10 protein-coding genes are annotated in these 13,252 nt (G+C 68.9%); 6 read left to right on the top strand and 4 right to left on the bottom strand.

What is annotated here, in order from left to right; genetic code table 11:
• Positions 1-284: 284 nt before the first annotated feature.
• Both ON20_RS06915 and ON20_RS06910 read right to left on the bottom strand, forming a co-directional pair.
• Entirely contained in the window at positions 285-1,262 is a 978-nt protein-coding gene (locus ON20_RS06915) for a YegS/Rv2252/BmrU family lipid kinase (RefSeq protein ID WP_040834123.1), read from the bottom strand.
• Positions 1,259-2,836 (bottom strand): FAD-binding oxidoreductase, encoded by a 1,578-nt coding sequence (locus ON20_RS06910; RefSeq protein WP_040834162.1) that lies wholly within the window; start codon positions 2,834-2,836, stop codon positions 1,259-1,261. The genes ON20_RS06915 and ON20_RS06910 overlap by 4 nt, the downstream gene beginning before the upstream one ends.
• A 425-nt stretch (positions 2,837-3,261) precedes the next feature.
• On the opposite strand from ON20_RS06910, the gene ON20_RS06900 reads away from it, so the two are divergent.
• From ON20_RS06900 to fdhD, 4 genes are all read left to right on the top strand, one after another.
• Positions 3,262-4,803: a glycerol-3-phosphate dehydrogenase/oxidase gene (locus ON20_RS06900; protein ID WP_040834121.1), complete on the top strand. Its 1,542-nt coding sequence runs from the start codon at positions 3,262-3,264 to the stop codon at positions 4,801-4,803.
• Between the two features lie 508 nt (positions 4,804-5,311).
• A complete protein-coding gene (locus ON20_RS32900) occupies positions 5,312-6,994 on the top strand; it encodes a WXG100 family type VII secretion target (protein WP_157228734.1) in 1,683 nt (560 codons plus the stop codon).
• Between the two features lie 36 nt (positions 6,995-7,030).
• Positions 7,031-9,412: an FdhF/YdeP family oxidoreductase gene (locus ON20_RS06890; RefSeq protein ID WP_083864712.1), complete on the top strand. Its 2,382-nt coding sequence runs from the start codon at positions 7,031-7,033 to the stop codon at positions 9,410-9,412.
• Positions 9,409-10,224, top strand: a complete 816-nt coding sequence (fdhD, locus tag ON20_RS06885) for a formate dehydrogenase accessory sulfurtransferase FdhD (protein ID WP_040834120.1) — start codon at positions 9,409-9,411, stop codon at positions 10,222-10,224. Before ON20_RS06890 ends, fdhD begins: the two co-directional genes overlap by 4 nt.
• A 306-nt stretch (positions 10,225-10,530) precedes the next feature.
• On the opposite strand, the gene mihF is transcribed toward fdhD, so the two are convergent.
• Complete coding sequence (mihF, locus tag ON20_RS06880; protein WP_040834119.1) at positions 10,531-10,845, bottom strand: integration host factor, actinobacterial type; 315 nt, start codon at positions 10,843-10,845, stop codon at positions 10,531-10,533.
• Positions 10,846-11,435: 590 nt separating this feature from the next.
• On the opposite strand from mihF, the gene ON20_RS06875 reads away from it, so the two are divergent.
• Both ON20_RS06875 and ON20_RS06870 read left to right on the top strand, forming a co-directional pair.
• Positions 11,436-11,813 carry a nuclear transport factor 2 family protein gene (locus ON20_RS06875; protein WP_040834118.1) on the top strand — a complete coding sequence of 126 codons (378 nt, stop codon included), beginning with the start codon at positions 11,436-11,438 and terminating at the stop codon, positions 11,811-11,813.
• Between the two features lie 142 nt (positions 11,814-11,955).
• Positions 11,956-12,549, top strand: coding sequence for a carboxymuconolactone decarboxylase family protein (locus ON20_RS06870; RefSeq protein WP_040834117.1), 594 nt, complete (start codon positions 11,956-11,958; stop codon positions 12,547-12,549).
• Here ON20_RS06870 and ON20_RS32895 read toward each other — a convergent pair.
• Entirely contained in the window at positions 12,536-12,922 is a 387-nt protein-coding gene (locus ON20_RS32895) for a hypothetical protein (RefSeq protein ID WP_051161823.1), read from the bottom strand. The two genes, ON20_RS06870 and ON20_RS32895, sit on opposite strands and share 14 nt — an antisense overlap.
• Positions 12,923-13,252: the final 330 nt, after the last annotated feature.

Genomic DNA, 13,252 nt, shown 5'->3' with positions numbered 1-13,252 from the left:
TAAGTAATTCTCAGCTTGCCGGACCGGCCTTGCCGAAACCAATGGCACTGTTCTCGATGGAGCCGATTGCTGTCCGCTGTTGCCCGGAGGCAAGGACTGTGCCCCGAGCCGGCGTCGGTGGTGGTGATCGACCGCTCCGGCATGGACCGGGTGCGGCGCATACGCTTCACCGCCCGACGGGCACGGCCGAGCACCGCCCGCTGCCGTACCGCGCACCGCCGGAGCGAACGCGAAGACCCGACCGACACCGACCCGGAGAACACGAGCTCCTTCTGGACATACGCTCATGCGGGGACCAACAGCGGCAATGCCCCTGGCACACTGCGCATCGTCACCGGCAGCGTGCCCGCGGGTTCACCGTCCGCGGTGGCCGGGGCGCCCGGGGAATCGAGCCGCAACCACTCGGCGCGATACTGGGTGACGGCCGGATGGTCTACCCGCCGGCCCGAGGCCAGGGCGGGCAGCAGACGCAGCATTTCCAGGCGCGAGACCGCGCCGACCACGGTGACCTCCAGCTGCCCATCGTCGACGACGGCGTCGGGGCAGATCAGCATTCCACCGCCATAGGTGGTGGTATTGCCCACCGCCACCATCACCGCCTCGATGTCCGCGACCGTCGCCCGCGTTTCACCGCGGTGCGAGAGCTCGATGTGATACGGCACCGCGGTGCCGTGGACGAGTTCGGCGAGCGCGGCGATGCTGTACCGCAGCGGGCCGCGCGGATGGCGCATCCGGTTGGCGCGCAGGGTGACCCGGGCGTCGAAACCGGTCGCGGCGATGGTCGCGAACCACATGGACACGGTGTTCACCGTGTGGGGGCGGTCGGCGCCCGTCCCCACGCCGAGGGGCTCGGATTCGATCAGTCCCAGATCGATATCGCGCACCCGACCGTCGAGCACCAGGTCGGCGGCGGCGACCGGGTCGTCGTCGGGGATATCGAATTCGCGTGCCAGATCATTGCCGGTACCGCAGGGCACCAGCGCCAACGGAATCCCGCCGTGGGCGAGCCCGTCCAGGACGGCCGAGACCATACCGTCGCCGCCGACGCAGATCACGGCGTCCGGGCGGGAGCCGGCGAGGTTCTCGCGCAGCCGCGTCAGGGTCTCGGCCGCCGATGAACCGTGGATCTCGCCGACCTCGATACCGCGTTCGGTCAGCCGCGCCGCGACGGCCGCCGCGGTATCGCGTCCCCTACCGTGCCCGGACGCCGGATTCGTCACCATGGTGGCGGCGCGCACCGCACCCCGCTGTGGGTCGGTCATGGCAACAGTGTGCCCGGATTGAGGATGCCCGCAGGGTCGATTTCGCGTTTCACCGCGCGTAGCACCCGGACGCCCAGGTCACCGATTTCCTCGGGCAGCCAGTCCCGGTGGTCGGCGCCGACGGCGTGATGGTGGGTGATGGTTCCCCCGGCGGCCATGATGGCGTCGCCCGCGGCTCGTTTGGCCACCTGCCACCGAGCGATCGGATCGTCGCGCATCGCGGCGACGACGGTGAAGTACAGCGAGGCCCCGGTCGGGTAGGTGTGTGAGATATGGCACATCACCAGCGCGGGTGCCCCTCCGACGGTGAGCCGGTCCACCAGCGCGGCGGTGACCTTCGCCTTCAGTTCGGGCAGCGCGCTCCAGCAGGCGGCGGTCTCCAGGGTTTCGCACAGCACCCCGACGTCCAGGAGGGCGTCGCGCAGGTAGGGGGCGGCGAACCGACCGTGTTCCCACTGCCGGGCGGGTTCCGGCCCCAGCGGGGTCCCACCGGCGGCGCGCAGGATCTCCGCGGCCTCTGCGCTCCGGGCCACGATATGCGCGCGCGTGCCTTCGAAGGTCGTCACGGCCAGGCAGCCGTCGACCGCCGTGCCACCGATATCGCCGGCGCGGGCCAGGTTGAGCGCGGTTTCGGCCTCGTCGGACAGGCGCAGCACGGTCGGCGCGGCACCGGACCGCACCAACGCGCGCAGCGCCGCGGCCCCAGTGTCGAAATCCGGAAACGTCCACGCCTCGTACCGGGTGTCCTCCGGGATCGGATGAACCCGCGCTGTCACCTCCGTGATAACCCCGAGTGTGCCCTCGGAACCGAGGAACAGTTCGCGCAGATCCGGCCCCGCCGCCGAGGCGGGCGCGCGGCCCACCGTCACCGTCCCGGTGGGGGTCGCGATACGCAGGCGCTGCACCATATCGTCGAACCGCCCGTATCCGGACGAGGCCTGTCCCGATGACCGCGTGGCGGCGAATCCACCGATACTGGCGAATTCGAAACTCTGCGGGAAATGTCCCAATGACAGCTCGTGCGCGGCCAGCAGTTCCTCGGCGCGCGGTCCGGTGACGCCCGCGCCGAAGGTCGCGGTCCCGCTCACCGGGTCGACCGCGAGCAGGCCGTCCAGCCCGCGCAGATCCAGGGCGATCACCGTCTCGAAACGCCCCCGTACCGGCTCGAGGCCGCCCACCACGCTGGTTCCACCGCCGAACGGAACCACCGCGATCTCCTGCTCGGCGCAATAGGCGAGCACCGCCGCGACCTGGTCGTGGTCGGTGGGGAAGACAACGGCGTCGGGGGCATCCTGCGGGCCGTCGGCGCGGCGGCGAAGCAGATCGAGGGTGCTCTTACCGCCCGCGTGATGTAGTCGGTCGCGGTGTTCGGTGGATACCCGGTCGGCGCCGACCACCGCGCTCAGACCGGCACGGTGCGCCATGGACAGCTCCGTCGAGCGCAGCGGCACATCGCCCTCATCGCGACGTGCCGCCGGCTCGCCGGGGATTCCGAAGACCTGCGTCAGCAGGCCGCGGATCCGTTCCGGCAGCGGGGCATGTCCTTCGGGGACGCCCCAGGCATCCCACACCATATCGGGTGCGGTACGACCCGCGCCGGGGTTTGCGGCGGAGTCGGTGCCGATAGGTTGCCACGTCTCGTTCACGAGCCCAAGTCTCGCACCTGGTGGACGTTATGGGCGGCCGGATGCCGCCCGAGGTCCCCGATCCGGCCCGGTCGAACCGCATCCACCCCTTCCACCAGCGCGGGTACGACGGACCACCGGATCTCCGGCACGGATGTGCTGTCTGTTCGCTCCTCGAGGGAAAACGACATTTCGGGCATGGCTGTGCCTGTAAGGTGCGACGAACATCACCCGGCATCCCGGATCCGGCGCCACCGGATATCGACGAGGCAGACTCGAAGACATGGCCGCGGCAGCTTCCATCCTCGCGATGGAGATCGACGGGGGGCTCCTATACGGGAATACGGGCCGACGGCCCGAGAAAGGGTGAGACGATGTCGCTACCGCATACCGATTCCGCCCTGAACGCGGCCAGGCGGCAGCGCGAACTGACCGCGCTGGGCGACGAGCCCCGCGTCGACCTGTTGGTTATCGGCGGCGGGGTAACCGGGACCGGTGTCGCCCTCGACGCCGCGGCGCGCGGGCTGCGCACCGTCCTGGTGGAACGGCAGGATCTGGCCTTCGGCACCAGCCGGTGGAGCTCCAAGCTGGTACACGGAGGGCTGCGCTATCTGGCGGGCGGCCATATCGGGCTCGCCCACGAGAGCGCGATGGAGCGCGGGATCCTGCTCACCCGCACCGCACCACACCTGGTGCGCCCGCTTCCGCAGCTGGTGCCGCTGCTACCCGGCATCACCCGGACCCAGCGCACCCTCACCAGGGTGGGTTTCGCGGCGGGCGATCTGCTGCGCCGGGCCGCCGGCACATCGGCCGCGCAGTTGCCCCGATCCCGGCGGGTGTCGACGGCCGAAGTGCTGCGGCTGGCCCCGACGGTCCGCCGCGCCGGGCTGCGCGGCGGTATCCAGGCCTGGGACGGTCAACTGGTGGACGATGCCCGTCTGGTGGTCGCATTGGCCCGTACGGCCGCCTCCTACGGCGCGTCCGTGCTCACCCGGGTGGCGGCCGGCGCGGTCACCGGGGAATCGGCGTCCCTGCGTGATACCCGCACCGGAGAAACCCTCGCCGTGCGTGCCGGAGCGGTGATCAACGCCACCGGTGTCTGGGCCGACCAGGTCGATCCGAGTATCGAACTACGTCCCAGCCGCGGCACCCACCTGGTGTTCGACGCCGAATCCTTCGGCGGGCTCACCGCCGCGCTCACCGTCCCGGTCCCCGGCAGTATCAGCCGTTTCGTCTTCGCCCTCCCGGCCGCCCACGGCCGCGTCTACCTGGGCCTCACCGATGAGGACGCCCCCGGTCCCGTCCCCGACGAACCCCACCCCACCGACACGGAGATCGATTTCCTGCTCGACACCGTCAACGCCGTCCTGCGCGCGCCCCTGACCCACGCCGATATCCGGGGTGGCTTCGCCGGCCTGCGCCCACTGCTGCGCACCGGAGTCGACAGCACCGCCGATATATCCCGCGAACACGCGGTCCTGACCTCACCCGTCGGCGTCATCACCGTGGTCGGCGGCAAGCTCACCACCTACCGCACCATGGCCGAGGACGCGGTGGACGCCGCCGTCCGGCACGCCGGATTCTCGGCCGGACCCTGCCGCACCGAGGATCTCCCCCTGGTCGGTGCGGTCGCCGGCCCGGCCCGCGACCGGATCTGCGCGCCCCCGATCCTGATCGACCGTTACGGCAGCGAAGCACCCGCCATCGCCGCTCTCGCCGAGACCGATCCGGCCCTCGCCGCTCCCGTGGCCCCTGGTATGGACGTCATCGCCGCCGAATTCGCCTGGTCCGTGACTCATGAAGGCGCCTTGGACCCGGCCGACCTGCTCGACCGCCGAACCCGCATCGGCCTGGTTCCCCACGACCGCGCGGCCGCCGCCCCGGCGGCGCTGGCCGCATGGTCCGCGACACCGTGAGATCGGTCCCGGACCGATACGGCCGCACAGCGACAGGGCAGCACCCGACGGGGCAGTGCTCGACGACCTGCGTACCGCCGTCCGTCACCGCGGCTCGTATCCGCCCGCGGCCATCATTTCCCCCGGCGAGTAGCGAGCCACCGGTTCGGATGTGTCATGTCACCCCTGGACGACAATCCGAGAATCTCGTAATCGGCCGCCTCCGTCCGTGATATCGGCACGACACGATTCGGGGCCGCCCGATGCCGCGACCGAGCGAACGGAAGCGGTCGATGTGACACCGGCCATGACCTCCCCCCATAGGGGTTCACCTCCAGACCATGGCAGGGCACAATAGGTTGCTTAGGTGGTGGTCCGCGTCGAGGTGGCCGCACGACCGGATTCGATCCGAGCGGTCACCGACCGATACCAGGCCGGATCCACAGGCGATTCGGCGTTCCATCATGAGAATGGGCACGGTTCGGTGGTTCTCGCCACCGGGGGTTTGCGACGTGAGAAGGTTCGAGGCTTGAGTATTCAGATACCGAGCGAGGTCGTATTCATCCTCAACGCTCTCGGCCTCCCATATCCGGATGTCGACGCCGACCAAGTACGTGAACTCTCCCGGCACGTCAGTGATTTCGCCACCGACGTTCGGGAAACCCACGAGTCGGCGACCGGTGTGGTCAAGGACATGGGGTCGGTCTATTCCGGAGAGTCCTATCAGGCATTGCTCGCGGCATGGGGCCGGATGAGCGCCGGAAATATGGCGCAGTTGGATGCCGCGTGCGGTGTGGTGGCGAAGGCGCTCGATATCGCGGCCGATGTCATCGAAGTGGTGCAGGTCGCGGTGCTGGCCGAACTCGCCGCGCTTGCGGTGACCTATGCGGCGATGATGCTCACCCCGGCCGGTCTGGTCCTGCGTCCGCTCATAGCCGCCGCGGCACGCCGTCTCCTTTCGTCCCTGCAGGAGACGCTGGTGTGGTACATAGCCGCCGAAGTACTGGGCAAGGCTATCGAACCGCTCGAGGACAAGATCGAACAGATGGTCAACGGTACCCTGTACAGCGCGGCGAGCGATGCGCTCGGGGTGCCGCCGGGAGGCGCGCCGGTATTGCACATCGAACCCGACGAAGTGATGCGCTACGCCAAGGTGTTGGACGATCACGCCGACGCGATGCTGTCCCATGCCGAAGCATTCGCCGAAAAGGTGGCCGGGCTCGACTTCACCACTCCCGGACTCGAACTTCCGGTGGACGGCGAACCGGTCCCGGCACCCGCCTCATCCACCGTGTCGCCGCCGACCGGTATCGAACCGATCGACAGATTCGCACAGCCGTCCCCACCGCCGGAGGCGCTCTCGAGCCCACCGTCGGAAACGCAGCGACCGCTCACCGCGACGCCCCCCGAGAACGCCCCGGGGAGCAATACCGCCACCACCGAGGGGCAACGTGGGGACCGCGGTATCGACCCGCCCGGGACGGCCGCGCCGACCACCGCCCCGCCGGTGTCCGGCACGTCCGCCGAACCGGGCCGGGCCCTTTCCGCGCCGGACAACCCGGCGGGCCGCACCGCGCTCGACGAGCCGGGTAGGAATTCGGCGGACAGCGGGTCCACCACTACCGAGGGGGCAGCGCAGAGCCCGCGCCACGCCGAGTCCACACCCCTGCTCGACAGGCCCGCCGCAACCGCGGACACGGGGCCCGCCGCAACCGCGGACACGGCCTCGTCCAGGCCCGTCGAAACGACCCCGCGGGTACACGAGCAGACACCGTTGGCCACCGCTTCGAACGAACAGCATCCCGCCGGCCCCACCCGCCAAGCACAGGGCAGTACCGACCGGTCGCCGGCTCGTCCACCGATATCGAATCCCCGGCAATCATCCCGTCGCCAGGCGGCCCAGACCCCGTGGTCGCGTGCCGGTCGCGCGGCGGCCCGGATCGCAGCCGCCGCGAAGCGCTCTTCGCAGAAGGCGACCGCGGTTTCCGCGGGGCAGACCGGTAACCGAGAACAGCCCGCCGACACACCGTGGTCCAAGGCCGGCAGCGCTCGAGGTACGGACACGCAGGTATTCGCGCCGGACACCACACCACCGTCCGAATCACCGAGCAAGGCGAGCACACCCGAGCGAAACCGAGAGGCCCACACCGATCCGCCGGCGCAGACGGCCGATTCGGCCCCGCGTGGTAACCAACCTCCGGCGGAACGGTAACCGGCGGGCTCGGGACGCGCGGGGGACAATGACCGTATGCATCGTAACGGGCCGATCGACGATATCGACGAGTCAGAGCTGACCGTCACCCCACCCCACCAGCAGGCGGCAGGGATGAAAGCGGTCGGTGTGGCGATGGCCCGCGCCGTCTCCGATATGGGCGTCGTACGCACTGCCCGCACCTTGGCGCGGGTCAACCAGGTACACGGTTTCGACTGTCCCGGCTGCGCGTGGCCGGAACCCACCGGGCATCGGCGACCGGCCGAGTTCTGCGAGAACGGGGCCAAGGCGGTCGGCGAGGAGGCGACACTGCGCACGGTCGGACCAGAGTTCTTCGCGGCCCATTCGGTGGCCGAGCTGGTCGAGAAATCCGGGTACTGGCTGGGCAGGCAGGGCCGGCTCACCGAGCCCATGGTGCTGTGGCCCGGCGACACCCACTACCGCCCCATCTCCTGGGACGACGCCTATCGCCTGATCGCGGACCACCTGCGCGCCCTGGGCTCCCCCGACGAAGCGGTGTTCTACACCTCCGGCCGCACCGCCAACGAGACCGCCTTCCTGTATCAGCTGCTGGTGCGCAGTTTCGGGACCAACAATCTCCCCGACTGCAGCAATATGTGCCACGAGTCGTCCGGCACCGCACTCACCGGCTCCATCGGTATCGGCAAGGGCTCGGTGACCATCGACGATTTCGCCGCCGCCGACCTGATCATCGTCGCCGGACAGAATCCGGGCACCAATCATCCGCGGATGCTCAGCGCCCTCGCCGACGCCAAGGGTGCCGGCGCCCACGTCATCGCGGTGAACCCGCTCCCGGAAACCGGACTCATCGGCTTCCGCGATCCGCAGACGGTCAAGGGCCTCGTCACCGGTGTGCCCATCGCCGACGATTTCCTGCAAATCCGGATCGGCGGCGATATGGCCCTGTTCCAGGGCCTGGCGAAGCTGCTGTTCGAGGCCGAGGACGAGAAACCGGGCACGGTGCTCGACCGGGGCTTCATCAACGCCCACACCGCCGGTTTCGCCGACTACGAGCGGCATATCCGCGCGGTCGACCTCGACACCGTCGTCGAGGCCACCGGCCTGACGCTCGACCAACTGCGCCGCACCGCACGCCTCGTCGCGGCCTCGAAGCGCACCATCGTCTGCTGGGCCATGGGTCTGACCCAGCACACCCACGGCGTCGCCACCATCGAAGAGATCACGAACCTGCTGCTGGCCCGCGGCATGATCGGCAAACCGGGCGCCGGGGTGTGCCCGGTGCGCGGCCATTCGAACGTCCAGGGCGACCGCACCATGGGCATCTGGGAGAAGATGCCCGAACCCTTCCTCGCCGCACTCGACCGCGAATTCGGTATCAGCGCTCCCCGCGAACACGGTTTCGACACCGTTGCCGCGATCCGCGCCATGCGCGACGGACGAGCCCGTATCTTCTTCGGGATGGGCGGCAATTTCGTCTCCGCCACCCCCGATACCGCGGTCACCGAGGCCGCGCTGCGCGGCTGCGCGCTCACCGCGCAGGTGTCGACGAAACTCAACCGCAGCCATATCGTGCACGGCGAAACGGCCCTCATCCTGCCCACCCTCGGCCGCACCGATCTGGACTTGCAGAACGGGGTGCGGCAGCAGGTCTCGGTGGAGGATTCGATGTCGATGGTGCACCTGTCCACCGGCCGGCTGAAACCGGTGAGCCCGCACCTGCGCAGTGAGGTCGCCATCGTCTGCGAACTCGCCCGCGAACTGTTGGGCCCGGACCACCCGGTGCCGTGGGAGAGGTTCCGCGCCGATTACGACCTGATCCGCGACGCCATAGTCCGGGTCGTGCCCGGCTGCGCCGACTACAACACCCGGGTCCGTCAACGCAACGGCTTCGTGCTCCCCCACCCGCCCCGCGACGCCCGCGAATTCCATACGACCACGGGCAGAGCCAATTTCGCGGTGAACGACCTCACCTGGGTCCCGGTCCCGCGCGGTGGCCTGATCCTGCAGACCATGCGCAGCCACGACCAGTACAACACCACCATCTACGGCCTCGACGACCGCTACCGCGGAATCCACAACGGCCGCAGGGTCGTGCTGGTGAACGCCACCGATATCACCGAATTCGGTTTCGCCGACGGCGATCTCGTCGACCTGGTCGCCGAATGGACCGACGGCGTAACCCGGCGTGTCGACGGCTTCCGCCTGGTCGCCTACCCGACTCCGCGCGGCAACGCCGCCGCCTACTATCCCGAGACCAACCCGCTGGTACCGCTCGACCATGTCGCGGCCCGATCCAATACCCCGGTTTCGAAGGCGATTCCCATTCGGCTGGAACGCAGCACTTCCCATCCGGCCGCGCACCCCCCGGCGCGGGCGGAGCACCGCTCGACCGCGCCGGACACCGATACCGGCCGGGTGGACCACGACGCGCTATGAGCCGAGTGACCACCCGCCGCAAGATGCGGCGTATCACCGCGTCCGGTGAGATCCACCGTCCCGATACTCTCGCGGTCGAAGAACCTTTGGAAATCCGGGCGAACGGCCGATCGCTGACCGTCACCATGCGCACTCCGGGCAACGATATCGATCTGGTCCACGGTTTTCTGTTCGGCGAAACGGTGATCACCGCGACCGCCGATATCCTCGCGGCCCGCTATTGCGCCGGCACCGACGACCAGGGCCGCAACACCTACAACGTCCTGGACGTCACCTTCGCCACCCCCGTCCCGCTGCCGACCCGGCCGTTCCTCACCACCGGCGCCTGCGGTCTCTGCGGGAAAACCGCGCTGGACGAGGTCCGGCGGCGCACCCGCTTCCCGCTACCGCCGCCGACACCGCTGATCGACGTGGACACCCTGCTCGCGCTGCCCGATACCTTGCGCGATCGGCAGTCGGCCTTCCACACCACCGGCGGGCTTCACGCCGCCGGTCTGTTCACCGCCCACGGCGACCCGCTGGTGGTCCGGGAGGACATCGGCCGCCACAACGCGGTCGACAAGGTGATCGGCTGGGCGCTGCAGGCCGACCGTGTCCCCGCCGGCGATCTGGTGCTCATGGTCAGCGGTCGGGCCTCCTTCGAGCTCGTCCAGAAGGCGGTCCTCGCCGGAATACCCCTCTTGGCCGCCGTGTCCGCGCCCAGTTCCCTGGCCGTCGATCTCGCCGCCGATTCCGGTCTCACCCTGGCCGGTTTCGTCCGCGGCGACACGATGAACGTCTACACCCACCCCGAGCGGATCGAATCCGGATAGGTTTCACGTCGGCGACCACCCCGCCGTCTACGCACCGTCGTCCTCCCCCGACGGGCGGCGGTGGGTCACTCCCTCGAAATACGACGGTCGCGGCGACGCCTGCCCGTCCGACGACCGGATTCTCGCCATCGATATCAGCGGCCGGGTCGGCGATGCGGCGCCGGCCGCGCACTCCCTCGGGGACATGAAGCCGTACGGCCTCCGCCGGCGCTTCCCGACCCGTCCCGAGACGGACGACCGAGGGCCGTCCGTCCTCGCCTGACAGTCGGCCGGAAGCATCCAGGGCCCGGATGCCCCGGGCCGGGCTCAGTTGGAGAGAGCTTCCAGCAGCGCAGCCCGTTGACGGGCGCCGAGTCCGCCGATCCGGCGGTCCTCGGGGATCTCCGCCTGGTCCATGAGCTTGGCCGCTTTCACCGGGCCGACCCCGGGCAGTGCCTTGATCACGGCAGCGACCTTGGTTTTCTTCACCAGCTCGTCGTTCTCGGACTTGTTCAGCAGTTCGGCGACCGAGACCTTGCCCGATTTCACCTTGCCGATCAGTTCGGAGCGAGCCTTGCGGACCGCCGCGGCCTTCGCCAGGGCCTCGCTGCGCTGTTCTGCGGTCATGGTTGGCAGTGCCATATTTCCTCCGCTTTCACTCGTCGCTCGAACTTTCTGGGATTGACCGGACCGATTCAACAGCACCACACCGACAGCGCCCGGTCGACACACCGGCCGGACCGGCGGATGCACCGATGAAAATTCCGGTCGGGCGGCCCGTTCAAACCGGTGAACACCCGCACCACGGAGAACGGACGGACCGGATCGCGAGGGACCACCCATACAACTCTCGCCTACCCAGTTCATCACCATCGACGGCGTATACCAAGTCCCCGGTCGGCGTGGGGCTCGCTCGCTACCGTGCGCAGGGCCCCGGAATGCACCACGGCCGGTGGATGAACACGTAACACCAGAGCCGCCCCGCGCGACACACCAGCAGACGCACATCACGCGTGACGAAGGTTCAACGGCGAACCGGAGGGGTCAACGGCGATTCCCGGATCATGTCTCGTCCCAATGCCAGGACCAGGCATTTCCGCTCCCGTGCGGTACAGCGTCTGCCAACCGAACAGTGATCGCAGACCCGACGGCGGACGCCGAATCGACCGTACACGCCGGCGACAATGCTAGGCTACCGAAGTAGAACACGTTTCAATTCGGCAGGAGTTGCGATGGCCCGACAGATCCGTGATGTGGTCGAGCGGTACGTGAAACTGGTCGGCACCGGTCCGACCGAGGAAATCGTCGAACTGTACGCGCCGGACGCCCGAATCGAGGACCCCATCGGCACCCCGCCGAGACAGGGCCACGACGCCATTCGCGAGTTCTACGACATCCTGGCGAACCTGGACCGCGAGACCGGCCTGGTCCCCGAGAGCGTGCGGATCGTCGGCAATCATGCCGCGTTCATGTTCACCCTCATCACCACCGCGGGCGGACAGCGGATGACGCTGAACCCGATCGATGTCATGGAGTTCGACGAAGAGGGCAGGATCACCGGTATGCGGGCCTACTGGGGACAGGATGATATGCGGATCGAACCCGCCTGATCCGCTCGATCCGTTCCGTCGATCCGGCGCCACACCGGCAACCACCGCACGTGACCGGCGGCACACCCCGCACCCCGTCACGTCGCGGACCGGTATCTCGTCCGAGCAGTAGAACCAGTAGCTCGCACGAAGGAGGCTCACCATGAGCACCGCCCGGATTCCCGCCCTCGCCCCCGACCAGGCCGGACCGCTGACCCGCCTGATGTACCGGTTCGCCCGCCGCAAGCTCGGCGAGGTGCCCGAACCGATCGCGGTATCCGCGCACCACACCGGGCTCACCGTCGCCAACGGCGTGCACGAACTGATGGTCGAGAAGGTGTCCACCCGCCTGCCCGCGAATGTCCGGGAGATCGCGGTATACCGGACCGCGTGGACCATCGGCTGTTCCTGGTGCGTCGACTTCGGCACCATGCTGCAGCGCCTCGAAGGTCTCGATCTCGAGCGACTGGAACATATCGCCGAGTACGCGACCTCACCGCACTACAGCGACGACGAACGTGCCGCCATCGCCTACGCCGACGCCATGACCGCCACCCCCACCACGGTCACCGACGAGCAGATCGCCGACCTGGAGCGGCGCTTCGGCCGGGCCGGGTTGGTCGAGCTGACCTATCACATAGCCCTGGAGAACTCCCGGGCCCGGTACAACCACGCGCTCGGGATCACGGCACAGGGGTTCGGCACCGACTCCTGCCGAGTGCCGTGGGCCCGATCGGAACCGCTCAGCGAATCCTGACCAGGCACGAATACCCCACGGGCACCCCTGCACCGACCAGCACCCGCACAGAGGGGTCACCGCCCCCGCCCGGCTGCACCGCCTGCAGGGTATGCGGGCCGGTATAGCCGGGCACCCAGGCCACCAGTGCGACCCCACCGCCCGCGGGCGGGACCGTCGCGAATGGGACCCCGTTGTCGTAGAAGGTCACCGGGGTCACCGCCTCGGTGAGCAGCGCCTCGACCGTATAGGCGCATCCGGTGCCGTAGTTGGTATCGAAGCCGAAGTTCGTATCCGGCATAACGCCGACCCGGGTCACCACCGCATTCGCACTCGGCGCCCCGAACACCATGGCGACAACCAACGCCACGACCGCCACCGTGAATACCCCCATCGGCCCCCGGCATCCGACCGGGACACGCCCCGTCGGATGCGTACGAAGCCCACGCCCCCACAGGCGATGAACCGTCCCGCTCGACCACCGTGTCGCCATACCCGCTCCTCGTCCCCGATAGCTGGGCGATAACAGACGATACAGTCGAAGCCCCACGAACAGGCCCCTGTCAGGCATCGGAACGATTGCAAAAGCCGATGCCCACTCCGAGCAACCCCTCCGCTACCTACCCTTCCCGGCCCGACACCCACTCGTACGCGTACGCCTCACCACAGGTGGTCGACGCCCGCCTCCAGGCCTGAACCGACCGAAGCGAATTCGCGCGGGAAG

Source organism: Nocardia brevicatena NBRC 12119 (assembly GCF_000308495.1).
In the GTDB taxonomy this organism is placed as follows: Bacteria; Actinomycetota; Actinomycetes; order Mycobacteriales; family Mycobacteriaceae; genus Nocardia; species Nocardia brevicatena.
The sequence above is the reverse complement of the archived record's forward strand: the minus strand, read 5'-3'. Positions and strand labels throughout refer to the sequence as shown.